This is a genomic window from Streptococcus sp. HMSC065C01 (assembly GCF_001813525.1).
GTDB lineage: Bacteria > Bacillota > Bacilli > Lactobacillales > Streptococcaceae > Streptococcus > Streptococcus parasanguinis_V.
This window is the reverse complement of record NZ_KV812846.1, coordinates 58,758-83,190: the sequence shown is the minus strand read 5'-3', so window position 1 is coordinate 83,190 and position 24,433 is coordinate 58,758. Positions and strand designations below refer to the sequence as shown.

At 43.0% G+C, this 24,433-nt stretch carries 22 protein-coding genes; all 22 read left to right on the top strand.

Going from position 1 to position 24,433, the window contains the following annotated elements:
* The first annotated feature begins 131 nt into the window (after positions 1-131).
* The gene (locus HMPREF2918_RS03810; RefSeq protein WP_049515848.1) at positions 132-1,970 is read left to right on the top strand and encodes an MFS transporter; all 1,839 of its coding nucleotides are present in this window, start codon (positions 132-134) and stop codon (positions 1,968-1,970) included.
* 122 nt (positions 1,971-2,092) lie between these two features.
* Positions 2,093-4,303, top strand: coding sequence for an anaerobic ribonucleoside-triphosphate reductase (gene nrdD, locus HMPREF2918_RS03805; protein WP_024055166.1), 2,211 nt, complete (start codon positions 2,093-2,095; stop codon positions 4,301-4,303).
* An 11-nt stretch (positions 4,304-4,314) separates the two neighbouring features.
* Positions 4,315-4,455 (top strand): hypothetical protein, encoded by a 141-nt coding sequence (locus tag HMPREF2918_RS11050; protein ID WP_024055167.1) that lies wholly within the window; start codon positions 4,315-4,317, stop codon positions 4,453-4,455.
* Positions 4,456-4,759: 304 nt separating this feature from the next.
* Positions 4,760-5,260, top strand: a complete 501-nt coding sequence (locus HMPREF2918_RS03800; protein ID WP_024055168.1) for a GNAT family N-acetyltransferase — start codon at positions 4,760-4,762, stop codon at positions 5,258-5,260.
* Positions 5,261-5,264: 4 nt separating this feature from the next.
* Positions 5,265-5,870, top strand: a complete 606-nt coding sequence (nrdG, locus tag HMPREF2918_RS03795) for an anaerobic ribonucleoside-triphosphate reductase activating protein (protein ID WP_070594635.1) — start codon at positions 5,265-5,267, stop codon at positions 5,868-5,870.
* A gap of 186 nt (positions 5,871-6,056) precedes the next feature.
* Positions 6,057-7,526: an LCP family glycopolymer transferase CpsA gene (locus tag HMPREF2918_RS03790; protein WP_070594634.1), complete on the top strand. Its 1,470-nt coding sequence runs from the start codon at positions 6,057-6,059 to the stop codon at positions 7,524-7,526.
* A complete protein-coding gene (cps4B, locus tag HMPREF2918_RS03785; protein ID WP_070594633.1) occupies positions 7,523-8,254 on the top strand; it encodes a capsular polysaccharide biosynthesis protein Cps4B in 732 nt (243 codons plus the stop codon). The genes HMPREF2918_RS03790 and cps4B overlap by 4 nt, the downstream gene beginning before the upstream one ends.
* 44 nt (positions 8,255-8,298) lie before the next feature.
* A complete protein-coding gene (locus HMPREF2918_RS03780) occupies positions 8,299-8,994 on the top strand; it encodes a Wzz/FepE/Etk N-terminal domain-containing protein (protein ID WP_070594632.1) in 696 nt (231 codons plus the stop codon).
* A gap of 12 nt (positions 8,995-9,006) precedes the next feature.
* On the top strand, positions 9,007-9,699 hold the full coding sequence (locus HMPREF2918_RS03775) for a tyrosine-protein kinase (RefSeq protein WP_021154082.1): 693 nt from the start codon (positions 9,007-9,009) through the stop codon (positions 9,697-9,699).
* A gap of 19 nt (positions 9,700-9,718) precedes the next feature.
* Positions 9,719-11,095: a sugar transferase gene (locus tag HMPREF2918_RS03770; protein ID WP_070594631.1), complete on the top strand. Its 1,377-nt coding sequence runs from the start codon at positions 9,719-9,721 to the stop codon at positions 11,093-11,095.
* A gap of 3 nt (positions 11,096-11,098) precedes the next feature.
* Positions 11,099-11,884 (top strand): LicD family protein, encoded by a 786-nt coding sequence (locus HMPREF2918_RS03765; RefSeq protein ID WP_023919863.1) that lies wholly within the window; start codon positions 11,099-11,101, stop codon positions 11,882-11,884.
* 17 nt (positions 11,885-11,901) lie between these two features.
* Positions 11,902-12,627, top strand: a complete 726-nt coding sequence (locus HMPREF2918_RS03760; RefSeq protein ID WP_371106482.1) for a WecB/TagA/CpsF family glycosyltransferase — start codon at positions 11,902-11,904, stop codon at positions 12,625-12,627.
* Positions 12,602-13,687, top strand: a complete 1,086-nt coding sequence (locus tag HMPREF2918_RS03755) for a glycosyltransferase family 4 protein (protein WP_070594629.1) — start codon at positions 12,602-12,604, stop codon at positions 13,685-13,687. The genes HMPREF2918_RS03760 and HMPREF2918_RS03755 overlap by 26 nt, the downstream gene beginning before the upstream one ends.
* Positions 13,684-14,778, top strand: coding sequence for a non-hydrolyzing UDP-N-acetylglucosamine 2-epimerase (wecB, locus tag HMPREF2918_RS03750; protein ID WP_070594628.1), 1,095 nt, complete (start codon positions 13,684-13,686; stop codon positions 14,776-14,778). Before HMPREF2918_RS03755 ends, wecB begins: the two co-directional genes overlap by 4 nt.
* Positions 14,778-15,743, top strand: coding sequence for a glycosyltransferase family 2 protein (locus HMPREF2918_RS03745; RefSeq protein WP_070594627.1), 966 nt, complete (start codon positions 14,778-14,780; stop codon positions 15,741-15,743). The genes wecB and HMPREF2918_RS03745 overlap by 1 nt, the downstream gene beginning before the upstream one ends.
* 57 nt (positions 15,744-15,800) lie before the next feature.
* Positions 15,801-16,508, top strand: a complete 708-nt coding sequence (locus HMPREF2918_RS03740; RefSeq protein WP_070594626.1) for an IspD/TarI family cytidylyltransferase — start codon at positions 15,801-15,803, stop codon at positions 16,506-16,508.
* 1 nt (position 16,509) lies between these two features.
* The gene (locus HMPREF2918_RS03735) at positions 16,510-17,535 is read left to right on the top strand and encodes a zinc-binding dehydrogenase (RefSeq protein WP_070594625.1); all 1,026 of its coding nucleotides are present in this window, start codon (positions 16,510-16,512) and stop codon (positions 17,533-17,535) included.
* A gap of 6 nt (positions 17,536-17,541) precedes the next feature.
* Positions 17,542-18,960, top strand: coding sequence for a flippase (locus HMPREF2918_RS03730; protein WP_070594624.1), 1,419 nt, complete (start codon positions 17,542-17,544; stop codon positions 18,958-18,960).
* Positions 18,961-19,099: 139 nt separating this feature from the next.
* A complete protein-coding gene (locus HMPREF2918_RS03725) occupies positions 19,100-20,257 on the top strand; it encodes a hypothetical protein (RefSeq protein WP_049492582.1) in 1,158 nt (385 codons plus the stop codon).
* Between the two features lie 81 nt (positions 20,258-20,338).
* Positions 20,339-21,436: a UDP-galactopyranose mutase gene (gene glf, locus HMPREF2918_RS03720; protein WP_070594623.1), complete on the top strand. Its 1,098-nt coding sequence runs from the start codon at positions 20,339-20,341 to the stop codon at positions 21,434-21,436.
* 15 nt (positions 21,437-21,451) lie between these two features.
* Positions 21,452-22,504, top strand: a complete 1,053-nt coding sequence (locus tag HMPREF2918_RS03715) for a glycosyltransferase (protein WP_070594622.1) — start codon at positions 21,452-21,454, stop codon at positions 22,502-22,504.
* 145 nt (positions 22,505-22,649) lie between these two features.
* On the top strand, positions 22,650-24,433 hold a 1,784-nt coding region (locus tag HMPREF2918_RS11595), incomplete at its 3' end, for a GBS Bsp-like repeat-containing protein (RefSeq protein ID WP_256263187.1).

The window sequence follows — 24,433 nt, the reverse complement described above, 5'->3', positions numbered from 1 at the left end:
GCCTGACTCTTTTTCCATAGGACTATGTGGCAAGAGGCTGACATGGTCGGCAGAATTTGGTATACTAGAGAAGATAATGGGCTTTTTTCTAAAAGGAAAGAGCAGAGGAATAGCGAAGAAAAGGAAAAAGAATGAGCGAAAAAGAGCAAGAAATGACTTCGAAAAAGTTAGGGCTTCACGTGGGAGACAGTTTTCAGGATACACGTGAAATTCGCGAAGTGCTAGATAAATCAGTCTTTCGTGAAGAAGAGCCGACTCATAGCCAGCAGGCAGAAGTCTTGGAGGAGCCGGTTGCAATGGAGGCATCAGAGGAAATTAGTGATGCCAAGCCAGAAGCAGTAGCAGAACCTACACAAGAATCTGAACAGGAAGCGGAGCAAACGCTCAGTCGGATGAGTCGTCGTTCGCGTAAGGCGGGAGTTGAAGCGGCAAAAGCGGAAGCATCTAAGGTAGAAGAGAATACGGAAGAGCTAGAAGCAGATGTGGCAGTTGAGCCGATCCGTCGTCAATCCAAGCGTCCAGTGCCCCTAGCGATTCCTTTTGTGTTGAGTCTCTTGATTAGTTTACTGCATGTCGGGGTGCCATTTTTAACCCGTTTTGCAACCAATCAACAATCTCAAAACTTGTATGCTGGCTGGGCAATGACCAAGGGTCAAGTACCGTTTGGTGATTTTTACGGAACCAATGGTCTGCTCTATTATGCAATCAACTGGTTGGGAAGTTTAGCTGGTGGACATTGGATCTTGATGATCCTTCAAGCGATTGCCCTCTTCTTTGCGGGGACTTACCTCTATCGGGTTGTGCGCTTGCTGGTGTCTGATAAAGATACAGCGAAGAATGTCCAGTTACTCTTTTATTTCTTGGTGTTAGGCCTTGGTTTTGGAGGGACTTATGTGACTCTCTTTAGCCTTCCAATCCTATTTGCCAGCATGAATTTCATTTTGGCTTATTTGATTGGGCATCGTAAGGATGAAGGCTTTATCCTTTATGGTGCGATTGCAGCTGTGGCTTTCCTGATTGATCCGATGACCAGTGCCTTGTTTTATTTGTTGGCCTTCCTTGGATTAACAGCCTTTAACATCAAGCAGAAGAGATGGGCGCGTGGCTTTTATCAACTGCTAGCAGCTCTCCTTGGTTTTTCACTCGTCTTTTATCCAATTGGCTATATCACCGTTTTGAATCAGACTTTTGGCTATGCCATTAACCAAGTAACCTATGTCTTTAATGCCTTGAATTTTAGCAATGGACAGACCTTCAGTAATGCCATTTATTATGGACTGTTGGCGCTGGCCTTTGGTCTGGTCTCTGCCTTTTTGATGTCCTTTACGAAGCAAAATAGCAGTGCTCGCCGGATCTTCCGCTTTATGGGATGGGCAGGTAGCCTGGTAGTCCTCATCGTGTCTATTGGTCTTCCGGAGCAAGGCGCTTACCAATTGTTGCCAATGTTGCCATTTGTTCTTCCTTTGTTTGCGATCTGGTTCTCACGAGATGGGGAAGAAAACGATGGGATCGAACGTCGTGGTCGGAAGAAGAAAAACAAGGAAGTTTGGGCCGCTTACTTTACAAGCCAAGTTTTCTTACCGCTAGTAGCCCTTGTCTATCTGTTGGCGAATCCGGTGGTTCAAGATGTTGTGCTTCAGTCTGGTCAATCCAGTGAACGGAGCGCTATTGCCAGCTACATTAAAAATCACACCAAGTCGAAAGATACCATTTATGCTTGGGATGCGACAGCTACTCTCTATCAAGAAAGTGATCGTTTGGCAGCTTCTGCCTTATTGACCCCAATGTCTTATCTGGGAATTAATGAAAATCGGACCAATGTGATCCAACAAATCGATCGGTCTGAACCGAAGTATATTGTGGTCAACAATCAGGTGGAGTTGACCTCCAATATGAAGGACTTGCTCAAAGAAAATTATCGTCTGGTTGAGAAGAAATACCGTCATTTCAAACTCTATCAACGCTCTTAAGAAAATCAATATCTTGTGTTTTAGAAAGTTTTTTAGAATTTTCACCACAAGATATTGATTTTTATTTTTGGAGTGGTATAATACAACTTGTATGTAAATAAATGAAGAGAGGCATGTTTGGTATGATCACCTTGAGAGAAGAAAAACTGAGAATGGCCCCGGATATTTTTGTTGAAAAACGAGATGGCCGTCGTGTTCAATTCGATGTTGAAAAAATTTATAAAGCCTTGTTGAAGGCGACAGAAGAAGTGACTTCTCTCACTCCAGTGATGGAAGCCAAACTAGAAGCCATTGTCGATCGTGTGATCGCAGAGATCTTGGAACGTTTTCCAAATGGCGTGAAGATCTATGAGATCCAAAACGTTGTTGAACATGAATTGCTTCAAGCCAACGAATATGCGATTGCTGAGAGCTACATTACTTATCGGACTCAGCGGGATTTTGAGCGCTCAAAAGCGACGGATATCAACTTTACGATTGGAAAACTCCTCAACAAGGACCAAGCGGTTGTCAATGAAAATGCCAATAAGGACAGCGATGTCTTTAATACGCAACGGGATTTGACGGCGGGGATCGTTGGTAAGTCTATTGGTCTTAAAATGTTGCCTAAACACGTAGCCAATGCCCACCAAAAAGGGGATATCCACTACCATGATTTGGACTATAGCCCTTATACACCGATGACCAACTGCTGTTTGATCGATTTTGAAGGCATGCTCAGAAATGGCTTTAAGATTGGGAATGCAGAAGTAGAAAGTCCTAAGTCTATCCAAACTGCAACGGCTCAAATCTCGCAGATTATTGCCAATGTAGCTTCTAGTCAGTACGGGGGGTGCTCAGCTGACCGGATCGATGAGGTCCTGGCCCCTTATGCAGAAAAGAACTACCAAAAACACTTGGCAGATGCCAAAGAGTGGGTGCTTCCTGAAAAGCAGGAGGACTATGCTTGGAGCAAGACTCAAAAAGATATCTATGATGCCATGCAATCGCTGGAATATGAGATCAATACCCTCTTTACCTCAAACGGACAAACTCCCTTTACTTCGCTTGGTTTTGGTCTTGGGACCAATCGCTTCGAGCGGGAAATCCAAAAGGCGATTTTGGAAATCAGAATCAAGGGACTTGGATCGGAACATCGGACCGCTATCTTTCCAAAACTGATCTTTACCCTTAAGCGGGGGCTCAACCTAGAACTTGGAACTCCTAACTATGATATCAAGCAATTGGCCTTGGAATGTGCAACGAAGCGTATGTATCCAGACGTTTTGTCTTATGACAAGATTGTCGAGTTGACAGGCTCCTTCAAGGTGCCGATGGGATGTCGCTCTTTCCTTCAAGGTTGGAAGGACGAGAATGGTGTGGAAGTTAATTCTGGCCGGATGAACCTAGGGGTTGTGACAGTCAATTTACCTCGGATTGCCTTGGAATCAGGCGGAGACAAGGAGAAGTTCTGGCAAATCTTTAATGAACGGATGAACATCGCTGAAGATGCCTTGGTTTACCGGGTGGAACGCACCAAAGAAGCGACACCAGCTAATGCGCCGATTCTCTACCAATATGGGGCTTTCGGAAAACGCTTGGGCAAGTATGACCAGGTAGATCAGCTCTTCCGTCATCGCAGAGCAACTGTTTCTCTGGGCTATATCGGACTCTATGAAGTCGCAACCGTCTTTTATGGTCCAAATTGGGAACACAATTCAGAAGCCAAACAATTCACGATCGATATCATCAAGGATATGAAAGCGCGTGTGGAAGAATGGTCTGACCAGTATGATTACCACTTCTCTATCTATTCGACTCCGTCAGAAAGCTTGACAGACCGCTTCTGTCGCCTAGATACGGAGAAATTTGGTAAGGTTCCGGATATCACAGACAAGGAATACTACACCAATAGTTTCCACTACGATGTTCGTAAGAACCCAACGCCATTTGAGAAGTTGGATTTTGAGAAAGTTTATCCTGAAGCAGGTGCGTCTGGTGGCTTTATCCACTATTGTGAATACCCTGTGCTCCAACAAAATCCAAAAGCCCTTGAAGCGGTTTGGGATTATGCCTATGACCGGGTCGGTTATCTCGGAACCAATACGCCGATTGACCGTTGTTACAAGTGTGATTTTGAAGGAGATTTCACGCCGACTGAGCGCGGATTTGCTTGTCCAAACTGTGGTAATAGCGATCCGAAAACGGTTGATGTGGTCAAACGGACCTGTGGTTATCTAGGAAACCCGCAAGCTCGTCCCATGGTCAATGGCCGTCATAAGGAAATCGCTGCACGGGTCAAACACATGAATGGATCCACTATCAAATCAGCTGGACACCAAGTGACAGATTAGAAAAGGACATTATGGGAAAATACCAATTAGATGATAAAGGCAAGGCTCAGGTTCAACGATTCCACGAGAAGCATTCAAAGGGTGGAATCAATAAAAAAGACCGAGTAGCCAGCCTGAGAGAACAATTTCTAAAAAAGGCTAAGAAAAAATAAAAGTGAGAGTTCTCGCTTCATATTGAAGATGAAATTCTCTTTTGAGACTTTCCTTGGGTGGGTACGGACGTCAGCGAACTTCGAAGAAGTTCCATGACTAATTATTGAGCCTAGGGTCTCAATAATTCCGGATGCCTGAAACTTGTTAGTTTCAGGCATTTTTCCCACGGGATTCTAAAAAAAGTTTAATAAATAAGCGTCACCTTATTGATTCAGTATTTATTAACTCATTTTATTAAAAATGATTGTTTATGTTGTGAAGTGAGAGTCCGCTCTCGCTTTTCTCGTATGGGGGGAGGTAAAGATGGAACTACGTAGACCAACTTTAGCAGATAAAGAAACCATTCTAAGCATGGTGGCAGAGTTCGAAGAGACCCAATCGGCTCATGACGGCGGCTTTTGGGATGCTGAAGCTTTTGTTTACGAAGCCTGGTTGGAAAGTAATCGTGACATGGAAATGGGGCTAGGAATTCCGGAAGGTTGGGTTCCTGCTGTTCAGTTAGTCGCTTTTGCAAGAGACGGTCAAGCGGTTGGCTTTCTCAATCTCCGCTTGCGCCTGAGTGCATATCTCCTGGAGGAGGGTGGCCACATTGGCTACTCCATCCGTCCCTCTGAAAGGGGCAAGGGCTATGCAAAAGAAGCTCTTCATCAAGGTCTGCAAGTGGCTAAAGAAAAGAACATTCATCGTGCTCTGGTGACTTGTAGCACGGAAAATCCTGCCAGCCGAGCTGTTATTTTAGCTAATGGCGGTCAATTTGAAGATGTTCGTAATGGAACGGAGCGGTATTGGATAGAGGTGGACTAGAAGGATGACATGGAATACACCAAAACCAGGAGAGTGGAAGAGTGAGGAGCTGAGTAAAGGGCGAATCATCGATTACAAGGCTTTTAACTTTGTCGATGGCGAAGGAGTGCGCAACTCCCTTTATGTGGCTGGCTGTATGTTTCACTGTGAGGGTTGTTACAATGTAGCGACCTGGTCTTTCAATGCTGGTATTCCCTATACCAAGGAGTTAGAAGAGCAGATCATGGCCGATCTGGCCCAACCCTATGTTCAAGGCTTAACCTTGCTAGGAGGAGAGCCATTTCTTAATACAGGTATTCTTTTACCCCTTGTAAAACGTATTCGGAAAGAATTGCCGGAAAAAGACATCTGGTCATGGACAGGCTACACTTGGGAAGAAATGATGTTAGAAACGCCTGATAAACTGGAGCTCTTGTCGCTGATTGATATCCTGGTCGATGGACGCTATGATAAAAGCAAACGCAACCTCATGTTGCAGTTCCGTGGGTCTTCCAACCAGCGGATTATTGATGTTCAAAAATCATTGAAAGAAGGAAAGGTTGTCATCTGGGACAAGCTCAATGATGGCAAGGAAAGTTTTGAGCAAGTCAAGCGGGATGATCTTTTGTAGGATCTTCAAAAACCGGGTGTTTCACCCGGTTTTTTGGATTCTCTGCATAAGTATACAAGGGATTTTGCTTGTTTCAGAAAGCGCTTACTTTCCAAGTGTCCATAATGGACAAAAAAGTGATAATTAATGCATTTTTTGCTAAAAATATGTTACAATAAATATAATTAGGACTAATTGGAGGTATTTATGTCACAAAAGAGACGGAGTCGTCGTTCAGAGCATAAGTGGGGGCAATTGCGAATCGTTAATTCCGTATTGCTTATTTTTTTGCTTATGACCGCGAGTTGGGCGACCTATACCATGTTGGCCAATAACATCTTGGCTTTTCGCTATGTTAATGTTCTCGTGATGGTACTACTAGCTGTTCTCTTGCTCTTGTCAGCTTGGTTTGTGATCAAAAATCAGGCCAAAAAGACAACTTTGGTCCTGCTTCTTGTCGGCTTATTGGCTAGTTCAGGAGTTTTGTTTGCTAGTCAACAGCTGCTAAATCTGACGAGTAATGTCAATGGCCACTCTAACTATACAGAGTTTGAGATGGCTGTCTATGTCAAGAAAGACAGTGACATCAAAGACATCAAAGAAATCAAGGAAGTGGTGGCACCAAAGGGCAACAATAATGAAGCCAATCTCACGGTCCTCTTGGACAATATCAAAAAGACCAAGGGTCAGGAAATTTCTGTAGTCGATGCACAGACTTATCTAGATGCCTATAAGAGCCTGCAAGAAGGGAATGCTTCTGCCATGGTGCTCAACAGTACCTTTGAAGATACTATCGCTGCTGAAGATGCCGACTATGCGAAGAAGTTGAAGAAAATCTATTCCTACAAGATTCGAAAAGAAGTAGCAGCGACGAGCAAGGTGTCTGCCAATGCGGATGTCTTTAACATCTATGTCAGCGGGATCGATACCTATGGCCCAGTAACCTCGGTTTCACGTTCAGATGTCAATATCATCATGACGGTCAATCGGAAGACCAAACAAGTCCTATTGACAACGACACCACGGGATGCCTATGTACCGATTGCAGATGGTGGCAACAACCAGAACGATAAGTTGACCCATGCGGGGATCTACGGAGTAGATGCTTCGATCCATACTCTTGAGAATCTCTATGATATCAAGCTCAACTATTATGTTCGTCTCAATTTCACCTCCTTCCTCAAGTTGATTGACCTTCTAGGGGGAATCGATGTGGAAAATGACCAAGAATTCACGAGCCTTCATGGCAAGTTCCATTTCCCAGTTGGAAAGGTTCATTTGAATTCAGAGCAAGCCCTCGGTTTTGTCCGAGAACGCTACTCTCTTCAAGGTGGCGACAATGACCGTGGGAAAAACCAAGAAAAAGTCATTGCGGCCATTATCAGAAAGTTGACCTCTACCAAGGTCTTAAGCAACTACAATGAGATTATCGGAAACCTCCAAGATTCTGTCCAAACCAATATGCAGTTGCCGACTATGATGAACTTGATCAATACCCAGTTAGAAACGGGTGGTTCTTATGAGGTGACTTCTCAAGCGATCACCGGTCAAGGACGAAATGACTTGCCGTCTTATGCTATGCCTGGTTACAACCTCTATGTCATGGAGTTGGATCAAGCCAGCTTGACCAAGGCAAAAGAAACCATTCAAAAAGTAATGGAAGGAAAAGAAAAATGATTGATATCCACTCGCACATCGTCTTTGATGTGGATGATGGACCAAAGACAAGAGAAGATACACGTGCCTTATTGGAAGAAAGCTATCGCCAAGGGGTACGGACCATTATCTCCACTTCTCACCGTCGCAAAGGGATGTTTGAAACTCCCGAAGAAAAGATTTCTGAAAATTTTCAAGAAGTGAAAAAAATTGCGGCAGAGGTCGCGCCAGATTTAACGATTCATTACGGGGCAGAGATCTACTTTACCAATGATGTCTTGAAAAAACTGGAAGAAAAGATCATTCCACGTTTGGCAGATACGCGCTTTGCGCTGATTGAATTCAGCATGGGAACACCTTACAAGGAGATTCATACGGCCTTGGACCGTTTGCTCCATCTAGGTGTGACACCGGTGGTGGCCCATATCGAGCGCTACAAGTGCTTGGAGAAAAATGAGGAGTGCGTGCAAGAGATGATTGACATGGGCTGCTACATGCAGATCAATAGTTCCAGTGTTCTCAAGCCTCGCCTCTTTTGGGATGAACAAAAACAACTCAAAAAACGAGCTCGGTACTTCTTAGAAAAAGACTTAGTGCACTTTGTTGCCAGTGATATGCACAATGTGGATAAACGACCGCCTTATATGGCAGAAGCCTATCGCTTGATCAAGGAAGAATACGGAGAACAACGAGCACAAGCTCTCTTTGTCAGCAATCAAGAACTCTTGTTAGCGGATGAATTAATCTAACCAGAAAACAGGTGGAGAGATCCACATGAAGGAGTAATTAGGAAATGAACAATCAAGAAAATCAAGCAGTGGAAATTGATGTTTTCGCTATGCTGAAGACCCTATGGAAACGCAAGTTTTCGATCGTTTTGGTCGCTCTTGTCTTTGCCATCGCAGCTTTTGGCTACAGTGCCTTTTTAGCCAAGAAAGAATACCAAAGTACTAGCCGGATCTACGTGGTCAGTCGTCAAAACCAAGACAACAATGCCTTGACAAACTCTGATTTGCAGGCGGGTTCTTACTTGGTTAAGGACTACCGTGAAATCATTCTTTCTCAAAATGTCTTGAGTCAAGCCATCGAAGAATTGAAACTCGATATGACACCTGCTGAGTTGTCGAAAAAGATCAGTGTATCCGTTCCTACAGATACTCGTATCCTTTCGATCACGGCTAAGGACGGAAATCCAAAAGAGGCAGCTCGTATTGCCAATGGCCTTCGGAATGTAGCAGCTGAAAAGATCATCTCTGTAACCAAGGTGTCAGATGTTACGACCTTGGATGAAGCAGAAGTGCCTCAAACACCTTCTTCACCAAATATCCGACGCAATGTCCTTCTTGGTTTTATTGCTGGAGCGGGCTTGATGGTGGTGCTCATGGTCGTAGTAGAAGTCTTGGACGATCGTGTCAAGAGACCAGAAGATATCGAAGAGTTGATGGGCTTAACCTTGCTTGGTATTGTGCCAGATATTAAGAAACTGTAGACTGGGGATCGCATGAATACGTTAGAAATTTCAAAAAACAAATTACAAGAAATTCGGAAGGCAGAAGAGTACTTCAATGCCCTTGCGACGAATATCCAATTGAGTGGGGTGGACTTAAAAGTCATCGCTATCTCATCTGTTCAAGAAAATGAAGGGAAATCAACCACTTCAACCAACTTGGCTGTTGCCTTTGCGCGTGCGGGTTACAAGACCCTCTTGGTCGACTGTGATATCCGGAACTCTGTCATGACAGGGATTTTCCGTAGTCGGGATAAGATCCAAGGCTTGACTGACTTCTTATCTGGTCGTAGCCAATTGGACCAAATCTTGTATGCGACTGATTTTCCAAACTTGGATATCATCGAGTCTGGACAGGTCGCGCCAAACCCAACAGGTCTCTTGCAAAGCAAGAACTTCACTGTGATGATGGATGCCTTGCGTGAGCATTTTGACTACATCATTGTCGATACGCCTCCAATCGGGGTCGTGATCGATGCGGCCATTATCGCCCAACGCTGTGATGGAACTGTCTTGATCACAGAATCTGGTGCCAATGGACGCAAGGCTGTCCAAAAGGCCAAGGACCAATTAGAACAAACAGGCACACCTTTCTTAGGAGTAGTGCTCAATAAATTTAACATTAAAGCTGCTGAGTATGGTTCATACGGTGGGTATGGATCTTACGGAGAGTACGGGAAAAAGTAAAGAATAGGATTGAGGGAAAATGGGAGAAGAAAGAATTGAACTGGAAAAACTAAATATTGTTCTCTTTCAAAGTTTAGCTGTCCTATTTTCAGCTTACATTGTGAGTCTTTTTAAGGATGCAGAATACACGTCACAGACGATCGCCATTCTCTATCTCTTGCATTTTGTAGCCTTTTACATTAGCAATATTGCCTATCGTTTTTATAGCAGAGGCTATCTAGATGAGCTCTTTCAGGTCTTGAAATACAACGTATTTTTCGCTGTTGGGATCACCTTTACCTCTTTTATGCTCGATGGGGTCTTTTCCATCTCTCGTCGGGGGATGATCTACTTCTTTCTTTTCAATACGTTTTCCGTCTATATCATGGATCTCTTGCTCAAGAGATACCGGAAGTCTGTTTCACCACGACGGAAAAGTTCGCGAAAGATTTTCTTGATCACAGCGACCAGTCGGATGGAAAAGGTATTTGATATTCTGCATTCGCCTAGCCTTTATCATGGGGAACTGATCGGTGTCACCGTCATGGACGATACGGATTTTGCTCATTCGGGTGTACGGGTGGTGCATCCAGATCAAATGATGAACTTTGTGACCAAGGAAGTGGTGGATGAAGTGTTTATTAATCTGCCAAGTGAGGACTACAATATTAGTGACTTCGTCTCGGAGTTTGAGAGTATGGGGATCGATGTATCGGTTAATCTCAATGCCTTTAACTTCGCTTCCTTGGGTAATAAACGGGTTCGAGAAGTCGGGGGACTAAGTGTCGTCACTTTCTCAACCAATTTTTACAAGCCGAGTCACGTCTTTGCTAAACGTCTCTTGGATATTGCGGGAGCCCTCTTTGGTCTCTTGATTTGTGGACTAGTGAGTATCGTTTTGGTCCCTCTAATCCGTAAAGATGGCGGCCCTGCCTTCTTTGTACAGAAGCGGGTCGGAAAGAACGGACGGTATTTCAACTTCTATAAATTCCGCTCCATGCGCGTGGATGCCGAAGAGATTAAAAAAGATCTCATGGCACAAAATACCATGACTGGTGGCATGTTTAAGATGGAAAACGATCCACGGGTAACCCCAATCGGACGCTTTATCCGTAAGACCAGTCTGGATGAATTGCCACAATTTTACAATGTGTTGATCGGTGATATGAGTCTAGTCGGAACTCGTCCTCCAACGGTAGACGAATACCAAGACTATACGCCAGCCCAAAAACGCCGACTCAGTTTCAAGCCAGGGATTACAGGCCTTTGGCAAGTGAGCGGACGCAGTGAGATTACAGATTTTGACGAAGTGGTCAAACTCGACGTTGCGTATATGGATGGTTGGACGATCTGGAGAGATATTCAGATCCTGCTCAAGACCGTGAAGGTTGTACTTAGAAAAGAAGGAGCGAAGTAGGCTGTGAGTAAAGTTAGACAGATTCAATTAGGAGAACTATCCTTATTAGAAAAGTATATTGAGATTTGCACAAAACACAATCTTCGATACTATGCTTTAGGGGGCACTTTATTGGGAGCTATTCGTCACAAGGGCTTTATTCCTTGGGATGATGATATGGATTTGGGCATGCCTAGAAAAGACTATGAAAAATTTCTGGAAATTTGCCAAAACGAATTACCAAGCAATGTCATCTTGAGAATCCATGATGATAATTTAGGCAATACATCTATCATGGATACCTCACTTCAAATTGAATTTGGTGGGGTTGTGTGTAGTCCTTTTATCGATGTGTTTCCTTTAGATGGTTACCCATCAGATGGCTTCCACTATTTCTTGCACACCAATAAAATTAAGTATTACCGTGCCCTTTCCAAAATATCTGTCATCAATCGATTGCACAATCGCGACCGAGGTTTCTTTGAAAATTCAATTGTGAAGGTTTCTAAGATCCTTCACCTAGACAAATTACTAAATACTGAAAAAATCAATCAAAAGTTACAAAATACGATTAAAAAATATGACTTTGAGACAAGTGATCTCGTGGGAAATGTCTTAGGATCCTATCGCGAGAGAGAATTGGCCTACAAAGAGGTATTTGGGGAGCCACAACTCCTTGATTTTGAAACTATTAAAATCAGTGGTCATGCTGATCCGGATGCTTATTTGACAAAGATCTATGGCGATTATATGAAGTTGCCTGAAGAATCAGAGCAAAAAGGTCACTTTGAATCCACTTGGGGAGAATAAGCTTGAAAAGTTTTACAATGATGGGGGTCAGAATTGACCCTTTAACAATGGCAGAAACCGTTGCTGCTACAGAAAAATTTGTACGAGATAAAAAACCACTCCATTTGATGGGGGTCAACGCAGATAAGCTCAATCAGTGTGCGACAGACGAAGCCATCAAGAAGATAGTTAATGAATCTGAAATCATTAATGCAGACGGTGCTTCTGTTGTTCTCGCGGCGCGCTATTTGGGCTATTCTGTACCAGAGCGCGTGGCAGGCATTGATTTGATGCAGGAATTGCTCCATTTAGCCAATGAAAAAGGCTACTCTGTCTACTTCTTCGGAGCAAAAGAGGAAGTCTTGACCGATATGTTGGCCATCTTTAAAAAGGATTATCCAAATCTCCGAGTAGTGGGCCATCGCAATGGCTATTTCTCTGCTGAAGAGGAGGAGGCTATTCAAGAGGATATTCGTGAGAAGGATCCAGATTTTGTCTTTGTCGGCATTACCTCTCCTAAAAAAGAGTACTTGATCCAGAAGTTTATGGACAATGGAGTCAATTCTGTCTTTATGGGAGTGGGAGGAAGCTTTGATGTCCTTTCAGGACATATCAAGCGGGCACCTATGTGGATGCAAAAGGCCAATCTGGAATGGTTGTTCCGTGTGGCCAATGAACCAAAACGCCTCTTTAAGCGCTATTTTGTAGGAAATGCCACTTTTATTAAGAGAGTAGTACATGAAAAACGGAAAGCAAAAAAATAATATTCTGCACATTTCGCGGACCATGGGTATCGGTGGAGCAGAGCGCATTGTCTATCAGTTGGCGACAGACCTCAAGGATGAATTTGACCAGGTTCATGTTGCGTCTACTGGTGGATTGTGGGAAGAAAAACTAGCAGAGAATGGGATTCAACACCATCGGATTCTAGACGTCGATAGCAAACAGCCAGCTACTGTGCTTAAGATTCTTGCTAGTCTTTCCAAGATCATCAAAGAAAATGAGATCACTCTTGTTCACACCCATCACCGGATGGCTGCTTTCTATATTCGTTTGCTGCAGATGCGCCATCCAAAATTGATCCATGTCTACACAGCCCATAATGTTTTCAAGGATAAATTACCACTTTATAAATTCGCCCTAGGAAAGGCTCGAACGGTTGCTGTCAGTCAAGCTGTCCAGGAAAATATCCTTAATGATGTAAGGTCAAAAAACTCTGTTGTGATTTATAATGGAGTGAAAATGAAACAAAGTGAGCATACAGTAAATGAAATTACTAAATGTGACGGTATCAAAATAGGCTGTATCGCTCGCTTATCCGAACAAAAAGGCTTACCCTACCTGATCCAAGCCATGTCACTTGTGACAAATCCAAGTGTATCCTTGTTTCTTGTCGGTGACGGAGAATTGAAAAATGATTTGATAAATCAAACAAAAGAGCTCGGTCTGGAAGAAAGAATTCATTTTTTGGGCTACCGAAGCGACGTGGTAGAGTGTATCAATAGCTTTGACTTTTGTGTCCTTCCGTCTGTCTTTGAAGGATTTGGATTGGTCGCAATCGAGGCTTTTATGAACGGCAAAACGATGATTGCAACAGATATTCCAGGTGTGAACGAAGTAGTGAATTCTGAGAATGGGCTCCTCGTCCCAGCTGAGGATCCGCAAGCCTTAGCTCAAGCAATTAAACAATTAGCAGGGGATCCTGAGAAAAGAGCCTCTTTAGCTGCTCAAGCAAAGAGAGATTATGATAACAAGTTTAGCTATCCGATCTTTTTAGACAACTATCGTAACTTTTACCAATCGATGAGGAAGGGTTCGAAATGAAAAAAGTAATGTTAGTGTTTGGGACGCGTCCAGAAGCCATTAAAATGTGTCCTTTGGTCAATGAACTCAAACAACACGATACCATTGAAACCGTAGTCTGTGTAACAGGGCAGCACAAGGAAATGCTGGACCAAGTGTTAGACGTTTTTCGTGTTGTTCCAGACTATAATCTAGGCATTATGAAGGCCAATCAAACATTATTTACCATCACGACCTCTATCTTGGAAAAAATCCAACCGGTATTAGAAGAGGAAAAACCTGATATTGTCCTCGTCCATGGGGATACCACAACCACCTTTGCAACAGCTTTGGCGGCCTTTTATATGGGCATCAAAGTGGGGCATGTGGAAGCAGGCCTTCGGACTTACAATCTTCAAAGCCCATATCCTGAAGAGTTTAACCGTCAAGCTACTTCCATAGTGGCAGATTACAATTTTGCTCCAACCCAGGTTTCAAAAGAGAATCTTCAAAAAGAAGGACGGACCAATATTTTCGTTACAGGAAATACCGTTATTGATGCCTTAAAAACTACAGTCCAAGAAGACTACGACCACCCTATATTGGAGTGGGCAAAAGGAAGCAAGCTCATCATGTTGACGGCCCACCGTCGCGAAAATCTTGGAGAACCCATGGAGCACATGTTCCGTGCGGTCAACCGGATTTTAGAAGAGTTTGAAGATGTCAAGGTGGTCTATCCTATTCACAAAAATCCAAAAGTCAGAGAATTGGCTAGCAAGATTTTTGGAGAGAATGAGCGAATGAAAATCATTGAGCCCTTGGAAGTGATTGATTTTCATAATTTCTTGAACCAAAGCTATATGATTTTGACAGACTCAGGTGGCGTCCAAGAAGAAGCACCTTCTTTAGGAAAGCCTGTCCTTGTCATGCGAGATACAACTGAACGTCCAGAAGGTGTGGCTGCGGGGACTCTGAAATTGGTCGGAACAGAAGAAGAAAACATCTATCGCAACTTCAAGCTCCTTCTGGAAGACCAAGATGAATACGAGAAGATGAGCCAGGCAAGTAATCCTTATGGGGATGGAACGGCTTGTCAACAGATTGTAGAAATTATCATGAAGGGATTAGCATAATGGAAAAGGTTTCGATTGTCATACCGGTCTATAATGTCGAGGAGTATTTACAGTATAGTGTCGGTAGTCTTAGACAACAGACCTATTCAAATATTGAAATCATCTTAGTCGATGATGGATCGACGGATCGATCAGGAGAAATTTGCGACCAGTATGCTCAGGAAGATGACCGTATTCGAGTGCTCCATCTTCAAAATGGAGGATTGTCTAATGCTCGAAATACAGGAGTGAAAGCTACGACAACTGACTGGATTATCTTCCTTGATTCAGATGATTATTATGACATTAGAACAGTCGAATATTTGGTTGGCTTAAAAGAACAGTATAAAGTTGACCTTGTATCGACACCGGTTATTGAAGTCAGAAATCATGAGGACAAAGATTTTTCAGGAGATCTAAATGAAAAAAGTTCAAGGAAATTAGATCGTCATACAGCCCTCAAAGAAATGTTCTATGGTCACCACGTTGGGACCCATTCAGGAGGTAAACTCTACAAGAAAGAGATCTTACTCCAATACCCCTATCCAGAAGGAATGATCTACGAAGATTTGGCTGTTGCTTATGAACATATTGCTTGTTGTGAGGAAATTGCAGTTAGCGATCTAAATCTTTATAAATACTATCGAAGACCAGGGAGTATCGTCAATTCTTCTTATAGCGATCGGCTCTTGGATTTCTACAAGGCCATGGAATGGAATAGAGCCTATGTCGAGCGAGACTATCCTGATGATCCGGAAATGAAAAAAGCGGTCAATACCCGCTATGTCTTTAATGGCTTGCATGTGGTCCATGCTATGCTGGGTTCTCATATGTATGATCAGGTTAACAAAATTCGCAAAGAGTATCGTCGCTATTGGAAAGATATTCTAATCAATTCACATATTACAAGAAAAAATAAACTCAAATACCTTCTTTTGCTCCTTTCTCCTCATTTGTATCAAAAGGTGAGAGCAAAACTAGGCTAGATTGCTAAATAGCCATGTTCTAGAGAAGGAAAAAGAGACAACATCAGGAGGTTTAGGATGATTTATGCAGGGATTTTAGCAGGTGGGACAGGCTCACGGATGGGGATTACAGATATGCCCAAACAATTTTTGGATTTGGGTGGACGTCCTACTTTAATCCACACGGTTGAGAAGTTCTTATTGATCCATGAGATTCAAAAGATTGTATTGGGGATTCATCCGGACTGGGTGACCTATACGGAAGATCTGGTAGACAAGTACTTGTCTTCTTATAAGGACCGGATCTTGGTTGTAGAGGGAGGAAGTGACCGCAACTCTACCATCGAAAACATCATCCTGGCTATCGATGAGCTGCAGCCTTTGACAGAAGAGGATATTATCGTCACCCATGATTCGGTTCGTCCTTTTGTTAGCCTAAAAACTATCCAAGAAAACATTGAACTAGCCAAGAGCCATGATGTTGTAGATACAGTGGTCGAAGCGACCGATACCATTGTTCAAAGCTTGGACAATACCTTTATCACGGATATCCCTGAGCGCCAATATCTCTATCAGGGTCAAACCCCTCAAACCTTCAAAATGAAAGACTTTCTTGCCTTGTATCATGATTTGAGTGACCAACAAAAAGAAGTCTTGACAGATGCCTGCAAGATCTTTGTCATTAATGGCAAAAAAGTTGCCCTTGCAAAAGGGGAATATTCCAATATTAAAATTACGACGATTACAGATTTGAAAATTGCACGCGGTATGATTGAGGACAATTAATATGTTGAACCAAATCTTTCAGCTGACCCAGCCGAAAAATATCACCATCAAATACCAGGAAGAAGACATGAGCCGTGGAGACAAGGTGTTGATTCGCCCCTATTACATGGCTATTTGTCATGCGGACCAACGTTACTATCAAGGGAAACGGGATCCTAAGGTGCTTAAAAAGAAACTACCCATGGCCCTAATCCATGAGTCGTCTGGAATCGTGGTAGCGGATCCTACAGGGACCTATCAACCAGGACAGATTGTGGCCATGGTTCCCAATCAGCCTCCTCATCAAACAGAGGGTGTCTTCTTTGAAAATTATTTGGAGGGGACGCACTTCTTGTCTAGTGGCTTTAATGGCTTTATGCAGGAAGTCGTTGCCTTACCGCTGGATCGTGTAGTGGCTTATCCAGAGGAAGTTCGGGGCCCTGTGACAGCCCTGGCGGAATTTAGTAGTGTTGCCATGCATGCCATTCATCGCTTTGATCTCATTGCCCATCAACGAAGAGAGTCCGTTTTGATTTTAGGAGATGGGAGTCTTTCATATGTGGTTGCGACTTCTTTGCACTATCTTTATCCAGAGCTGAAGATTACAGTTGTTGGGCGTAATAGTGACAAACTGCAATTGTTTAATTTTATCTATCAGGCCATTTTAACCAGCGAGTTGACAGACGATCAACGGTTTGATCACGCCTTTGAGTGTACTGGTGGTCAAGGAAGTGAACCGGCCATCAATGACATTATTGATCATATCAAGCCTCAAGGAACCGTGATGTTGATGGGGGTTAGTGATAACCGGGTCGCAGTTAATACAAGAGATGTTCTTGAAAAGGGATTGACCTTTATAGGGTCTTCTCGCTCAGGTCGTGAAGATTTCGAGCGGGCTGTAGAGATGCTGGCTAATCGTCGGGTCCAAAGCCGTTTGAAAAACATTATCCACGTTGATGGAGAAGTTCAAACCATTCCAGATATTCATCGAGCTTTTGCGACGGATTTGATTACACCGTTTAAAACGGTCTTCAAGTGGGGATTGTAGACAGTCATGAAAGTGTTAAAAAATTACGCCTATAATCTCTCCTACCAGTTGCTGGTGATTATCTTGCCGATTATCACCACCCCTTATGTGACGCGGGTCTTTAGCTCGAATGACTTGGGGACCTATGGCTATTTCAACTCCATCGTCACCTATTTTATCCTTTTGGCGACCTTGGGAGTAGCTAACTACGGAACCAAGGAGATCTCAGGACACCGCAAAGACATCCAAAAGAATTTCTGGGGGATTTATACCCTCCAGTTGGGAGCGACCTTTGTGTCCATCCTGCTCTATGTCTTGCTGTGCTTGGCGCTTCCTTCTATGCAAAACCCTGTGGCCTATATCTTAGGGCTCAGTTTGGTTTCAAAGGGACTCGACATCTCCTGGCTCTTTCAGGGGTTAGAGGATTTTCGTAAGATTACGGTTCGGAATATCACGGTCAAACTGGTTGGAGTCATCTCCATCTTCTTGTTTGTCAAATCTGCCAATGATTTGTATCTCTATGTATTCTTACTCACCATCTTTGAGCTCTTAGGTCAGCTCAGTATGTGGCTACCCGCTCGGGAATTCATTGGGAAAGCCCATTTTGATATGGCCTATGCACGGGTGCATTTGAAACCGGTCATTCTGCTCTTTTTACCGCAGATTGCTATTTCCCTCTATGTCACCTTGGATCGGACTATGCTGGGTGCTCTCGCCTCTACAAAGGATGTGGGGATTTACGACCAGGCCTTGAAATTGGTCAATATTTTGCTGACCCTTGTGACGTCTTTAGGAAGTGTCATGCTTCCGCGCGTGGCGAGTCTCTTGGCTTCAGGAGACCACAAGGCTGTTAATAAAATGCACCAAATGTCCTTTTTGATCTATAATTTGGTCATTTTCCCAATCATTGCGGGTATGCTGATCGTCAACGATGACTTTGTTCGATTCTTCTTAGGGAAGGATTTCCAAGATGCTCGCTATGCCATCGCTATCATGATCTTCCGTATGTTCTTCATCGGATGGACCAATATCATGGGGATTCAAATTCTCATCCCGCATGATAAGAACAAAGAATTTATGCTGTCAACTACGATTCCTGCTATCGTCAGTGTCGGGTTGAACCTGCTCTTCTTACCTCATTTTGGTTTTATCGGTGCAGCCATTGTATCCGTCTTAACAGAATCCTTGGTATGGCTGATTCAACTGTACTATACTCGTCATTACCTCAAGGAAGTTCCAATTATCGGGTCTATGACAAAAATTATGTTTGCATCTGCTGTGATGTATGGCCTTTTGCTCCTTATAAAACCATTCCTACATTTCACCCCTACCCTGAATGTACTCGTGTATGCGGTGCTTGGTGGGATCATTTATCTGATCGCTATCCTATCTCTGAGAGTGGTAGATGTGAAAGAATTAAAACAACAATTTTTAAATAAACAGTAGAGAGTAGAAAGGAAGGATATGAATTTTTAAGTAAACAAAATCTTTAGAAAAGAATGCTATAGCAGGGGTGTTCCCTAAGCAGGCATTCCAATCTAGACAGAATGAGCTTTTCTTTAAAAATTCTTTATCAGGTAATTTAATGATAAAAATGAAATTTGACGATCTACTGGTTGGTTTTGTCGTCTCGATTGTGATCTTCTTTAATACAATATCCACTACGATGTTAAATAAGGGCTTTTTGCATGTTGGTGCGAGCTCCCTCTTAGTGGTTGTAGCTCTCTTATTGCTTCGTTTTTTTAATAAAATCTCGATTCCCTATCATTATCTAATCTTGTCTGCCATGTTATTGATGGTAGCTGTTATGGTTTATTTTAAGACAGATAAGTTAAATTTCTTAGTTTATTCTCTCTTAATGATTTTGCTGGTCAATGCGGATAGGAAAGTCATTTTAAAAACTTATGTAGGTGTTGCAGGTACGATTGTCCTTGCAGTATTTCTATTGTCACTGTTAAAGGTTGTTCCAAACTTACAATATAGTCGGGGTGCTGTTATCCGTAATTCATTTGGGTTTATCTATCCAACAGATTTCGCAGCCCATTGTTTCTACCTTTATGTCGCAATCTCCTATTTGCTAAAAGATCGGTATATTGGCTTACGATCTCTGAGTGGCGTTCTTCTAGCTCTCTTTATTATCAAGTTCTGTGACGCTCGTATGAATGCGATCTCGCTTTTGGTCGCTGTCTTGCTCTTTCTCTTCTTTTATTTTACAAAAGAGAAAAAGTTGAAGTTGTATCACTTGTTGCCTTATTCGATCATCCTTTTTTCAAGCGGAATGATCTACTTGACCTATCATTTCTCCTGGTCATCTCCACTTTATGTTCAAATTAATCAATTCATTACAGGTCGGTTAGCCTTAGGTAAAAATGCTTTTAATTTATACCCTTTGAATTGGTTTGGAACAAGAGAGGTTCAGTTTATTGGATCCGGAGGAAGCACAGAGTCTGTCCTCAATTATAATTATGTCGATTCGTCTTATGTCCAGATGTTATTTACCTATGGTATCGTACCGGTTGCTTTATTAGTCGGCATTTATGTCATTGTTTCAAAATATGAATTCAAGAAGGGACGTTATTTATTTGTTGCAATTTTGTCCCTCATTGCGATTAACTGTATGATTGAAGCATTTTGGTTTGTACCGACTTATAACATCTTTATGTTCACACTCTTTGCGACAGAAATTGTCAAGAAAAAGCCGGCCAATTCCCTCTCTTATAGTGAGGAAATTGGGGGGATTTGAAGATCTAATCTATAGCTATGAGTCTATGATATGGCTGAGAGTTTAGATATATTTTAAAATAGAAAAATAATGGAGTCTACTATGTACGATTATCTGATTGTTGGTGCTGGTTTGTCTGGAGCCATTTTCGCACATGAAGCTACTAAACGTGGTAAAAAAGTAAAAGTGATTGACAAGCGAGATCACATCGGTGGCAATATCTACTGCGAGGAGGTTGAAGGCATCAACGTCCATAAGTACGGTGCCCACATTTTCCATACGTCCAACAAAAAGGTTTGGGACTATGTCAACCAGTTCGCTGAATTCAACAACTATATCAACTCACCAATTGCTAACTACAAGGGCAGTCTTTACAATCTTCCCTTTAACATGAATACTTTTTATGCTATGTGGGGAACCAAGACTCCTCAAGAAGTCAAGGACAAGATTGCCGAGCAAACAGCTGACATGAAGGATGTTGAACCTAAGAACTTGGAAGAACAAGCTATCAAGTTGATTGGTCCAGATATCTACGAAAAGTTGATTAAGGGCTATACTGAAAAACAATGGGGACGCTCTGCGACAGACCTTCCACCCTTTATCATCAAACGTCTTCCAGTTCGTTTAACCTTTGATAACAACTACTTTAATGACCGTTACCAAGGGATTCCAATCGGTGGTTACAATGTCATCATTGAAAACATGCTGGGTGATGTAGAAGTAGAACTTGGGGTTGATTTCTTTGCCAATCGTGAAGAGCTAGAAAGCTCAGCTGATAAAGTTGTCTTTACAGGAATGATTGACCAGTACTTTGACTACAAACACGGTGAGTTGGAGTACCGTAGTCTTCGTTTTGAACACGAAATCTTAGATGAGGAAAACCATCAAGGGAATGCCGTGGTTAACTATACCGAGCGTGAGATTCCTTACACTCGGATCATCGAGCATAAGCACTTTGAGTATGGTACACAACCCAAGACAGTTATCACACGTGAGTACCCAGCTGACTGGAAACGTGGGGATGAACCCTACTACCCAATCAATGATGAAAAGAACAACGCCATGTTTGCTAAGTACCAAGAAGAAGCTGAGAAAAACAACAAGGTCATCTTCTGTGGACGGCTAGCAGACTATAAATACTACGATATGCACGTGGTTATTGAGCGCGCTCTAGAAGTCGTAGCAAATGAGTTTGATTGAAAGAAACCATAATCTATGAAATACTACTTAAAAGAAGAATTCCTGCATGATGTCAACGCAAAGAACGCAGGAAATAAAGCACGCAATGACGTAGAAAGTATTGTGAAAGAAGAAGGCTATCATCCCTTGGTCCTTTCTGTCGACAATTGGTATCAGATGAGTACCCTTGTGGCTCAACGCCATAAGGCGAAGGCTTTCGGTCAAGCCTTGGATCAACTAAAGCAAGGAGATGAGTTGCTGATCCAGTTTCCAATGCTCCACCATAGTTTTTTCTCAACCCATTTGGTTAAAAAAGCACAAAAAAGAGGGATTAAAGTCTATCTCTTGATTCATGACCTAGAAGTGCTTCGCCATGCCAATATGACTTCACTACCTTTAAAACACAGAATTCGGATGTACCTTCAAGAAGCAAGTTTTCTCAAGGCAGCTGATGGGATCATCGCCCACAATCCAGTTATGAAATCTGTCTTGGTGGATAAAGGAATTGCGGAAGATAAGATTATCAGCCTTGGTATTTTTGACTATTTAATTCCAGATTTCCAAGAAAAAAGTGGCCAAACAAAAGACCAGCCGATGATTGTGGCGGGTAATTTGGCCCAGGAAAAAGCTGGTTATCTCTATGCTCTTCCTGCAGAACCTGCCTATAATCTCTATGGTGTTGGTTTTGATGAGAGTAGAGCTTTAGAGAATGAAACTTACTTTGGCTCCTTCCTACCGGATGAGCTTCCTGCAGCCCTTGAGGGTGGTTTTGGACTAGTCTGGGATGGGGATAGTGCAGAAACTTGTAGTGGTGTTTTTGGGGAGTACCTTCGCTACAACAACTCTCACAAGGCGTCGCTTTATCTAGCATCGGGCTTTCCGCTGGTGGTGTGGAAACAGTCAGCCTTGTCTCACTTTGTGCTTGAGAAGGGTTGTGGGATTGCAGTAGAGTCTCTTCATGACTTGAAGGAGACAATCGACAATCTTTCAGATGCCGATTACCAAGATTTGGTAGACAATGCCAAGCGTGTTGGCCAAGAAATCCGAGATGGTAACTACTTAAAGACAGCCTTAAAGCATTTATCATAAGATCAAAAGAAGTCAGACAGACTTCTTTTTTTAGTTTTTCAAAAAAATATCACTAATTTTAAAAATTTGCCTTATAAAACTTTTCATCGCTGAAACCGTGTGGTAAAATGATTAACGTATAAAATTTGTATAAAGGGAAGTTTATATGAAAAAGAAAGATCTTATTTTTTATGCCGGAGCGGCAGTCTTGATGGCTGTATCTGCTCAGGGAGTCAGTGCAGATGAGCTGGTTTCAAACGAGGCCACTACTACTGAAGGCAACCAAGTCCAAGCTGAAAAAGCGCCAGAAGTAGCCGTTGCTGAAAAGTCGGTAGCACCTGTCGCAAGCAACTATGTAGCACCAGCAAATGTGACTGAACAGTCTGTAGCACCTGCGAGCAAGACCACGGCTTCAGAAAGTGGAACCCCATCTGTAGAGAAAGCTACAGAAGCATCGACGACTGAGAAAGAAGAAACTCCTCTTCCGTCTAATACAGGAAGCACGACCTTCTTTAACACAGGCGCTCACGCTCCTGCTGGTCGTTCAACAGATGTGGCGGTTCAACCAAAATCATTCGTTGATGTGAGTAGCCACAACGGAGACATTAGTATTGGCGACTACCGTACCCTAGCTAATAAAGGCGTGGGCGGTGTCGTTGTCAAATTGACAGAAGACACTTGGTACAAGAACCCAAATGCGGAGAACCAAATTCGTAATGCACAGGCTGCGGGTCTGCAAGTATCGACCTACCACTTCTCACGCTATACTTCTGAGGAAGCAGCGCGTGCAGAAGCGCGATTCTACATTGCAGAAGCGCAACGCTTGAATATTCCAAAGAACACCCTCATGGTCAATGACTTTGAGGATGCCAAGATGCAGCCAAACATTAACCGCAACACCCAAGCTTGGGCGGACGAAATGCGTAAAAATGGCTACACCAACTTGATGTTCTACACCAGTGCCAGCTGGTTGGATGAAAACAACCTTCGCAAGAAAGGTCCTGTCAACACCGCTCAATTTGGGCTTCAGAATTTCTGGGTTGCCCAATATCCTTCTCCAAAACTGTCTGTAAACGATGCGAAAAGCTTGCGTTACAATGGGAAAGCTGGCGCCTGGCAGTTCACTTCTCAAGCGGAATTGCTTCCAGGGAAACACCTCTTTGACCACAGTGTGGACTATACCGGTCGCTTCACAGCGAACTCAAAACCTGCAGCGGACCCAACAGAAGGCAGCTTGAGTGGGAAGATTGACATTGTCAATAACGATACCATGACGGGCCGCTTTGACGTTGTCATCTCAAATGTTAAGGCACCAAATGGAGTTCGAACCGTTTCTGTACCGATCTGGTCAGAAACAGGTGGTCAAGATGACCTTGTTTGGTATACAGCCAATCGTCAAGCAAATGGGACCTATACCGTCAATGTAAAAGCAGCGGACCATAAAAACTCAACTGGTCTTTACAATGTTCACCTTTACTATGTTCAGAATAATGGACAAATGACGGGTGTGGGTGGAACAACGACGACAGTAGCCATTGGAAAGAAAAATCAGACACCAGTATCAGCTGATTTGACTATTGCAAAATCAGAAAAAGACGGTACCTTCACCATTACAGCTAAGAACCTTCAAGGCTTCGATGGCTACAAGGAAGTGAAGATTCCATTCTGGTCTCATGCCAATGGGATGAAAGACATCATCTGGTACACTCCAACTCGCCAGGCAGACGGTTCTTATACTGTAACAGCTAAAGCCAGTGACCACGAAAATGCTGATGGCAAATACGAAGCGCAGGTCTTCTATGTAGATGCCCAAGGTCAAAACAAATTTGTGAAAAAGGCCTTTATCGATTATACGGCGACAAAACCGGCCAATGCTGTCGCAGCTGATCTGACCATTACAAAATCAGAAAAAGACGGCACCTTCACCATCACAGCTAAGAACCTTCAAGG

Excerpts from the sequence above, each read along its gene's own strand:
- HMPREF2918_RS03810 (WP_049515848.1), top strand. The coding sequence starts at position 132 with ATGAGCGAAAAAGAGCAAGAAATGACTTCGAAAAAGTTAGGGCTTCAC.
- nrdD (WP_024055166.1), top strand. The coding sequence starts at position 2,093 with ATGATCACCTTGAGAGAAGAAAAACTGAGAATGGCCCCGGATATTTTT.
- HMPREF2918_RS11050 (WP_024055167.1), top strand. The coding sequence starts at position 4,315 with ATGGGAAAATACCAATTAGATGATAAAGGCAAGGCTCAGGTTCAACGA.
- HMPREF2918_RS03800 (WP_024055168.1), top strand. The coding sequence starts at position 4,760 with ATGGAACTACGTAGACCAACTTTAGCAGATAAAGAAACCATTCTAAGC.
- nrdG (WP_070594635.1), top strand. The coding sequence starts at position 5,265 with ATGACATGGAATACACCAAAACCAGGAGAGTGGAAGAGTGAGGAGCTG.
- HMPREF2918_RS03790 (WP_070594634.1), top strand. The coding sequence starts at position 6,057 with ATGTCACAAAAGAGACGGAGTCGTCGTTCAGAGCATAAGTGGGGGCAA.
- cps4B (WP_070594633.1), top strand. The coding sequence starts at position 7,523 with ATGATTGATATCCACTCGCACATCGTCTTTGATGTGGATGATGGACCA.
- HMPREF2918_RS03780 (WP_070594632.1), top strand. The coding sequence starts at position 8,299 with ATGAACAATCAAGAAAATCAAGCAGTGGAAATTGATGTTTTCGCTATG.
- HMPREF2918_RS03775 (WP_021154082.1), top strand. The coding sequence starts at position 9,007 with ATGAATACGTTAGAAATTTCAAAAAACAAATTACAAGAAATTCGGAAG.
- HMPREF2918_RS03770 (WP_070594631.1), top strand. The coding sequence starts at position 9,719 with ATGGGAGAAGAAAGAATTGAACTGGAAAAACTAAATATTGTTCTCTTT.
- HMPREF2918_RS03760 (WP_371106482.1), top strand. The coding sequence starts at position 11,902 with ATGATGGGGGTCAGAATTGACCCTTTAACAATGGCAGAAACCGTTGCT.
- HMPREF2918_RS03755 (WP_070594629.1), top strand. The coding sequence starts at position 12,602 with ATGAAAAACGGAAAGCAAAAAAATAATATTCTGCACATTTCGCGGACC.
- wecB (WP_070594628.1), top strand. The coding sequence starts at position 13,684 with ATGAAAAAAGTAATGTTAGTGTTTGGGACGCGTCCAGAAGCCATTAAA.
- HMPREF2918_RS03745 (WP_070594627.1), top strand. The coding sequence starts at position 14,778 with ATGGAAAAGGTTTCGATTGTCATACCGGTCTATAATGTCGAGGAGTAT.
- HMPREF2918_RS03740 (WP_070594626.1), top strand. The coding sequence starts at position 15,801 with ATGATTTATGCAGGGATTTTAGCAGGTGGGACAGGCTCACGGATGGGG.
- HMPREF2918_RS03735 (WP_070594625.1), top strand. The coding sequence starts at position 16,510 with ATGTTGAACCAAATCTTTCAGCTGACCCAGCCGAAAAATATCACCATC.
- HMPREF2918_RS03730 (WP_070594624.1), top strand. The coding sequence starts at position 17,542 with ATGAAAGTGTTAAAAAATTACGCCTATAATCTCTCCTACCAGTTGCTG.
- HMPREF2918_RS03725 (WP_049492582.1), top strand. The coding sequence starts at position 19,100 with ATGATAAAAATGAAATTTGACGATCTACTGGTTGGTTTTGTCGTCTCG.
- glf (WP_070594623.1), top strand. The coding sequence starts at position 20,339 with ATGTACGATTATCTGATTGTTGGTGCTGGTTTGTCTGGAGCCATTTTC.
- HMPREF2918_RS03715 (WP_070594622.1), top strand. The coding sequence starts at position 21,452 with ATGAAATACTACTTAAAAGAAGAATTCCTGCATGATGTCAACGCAAAG.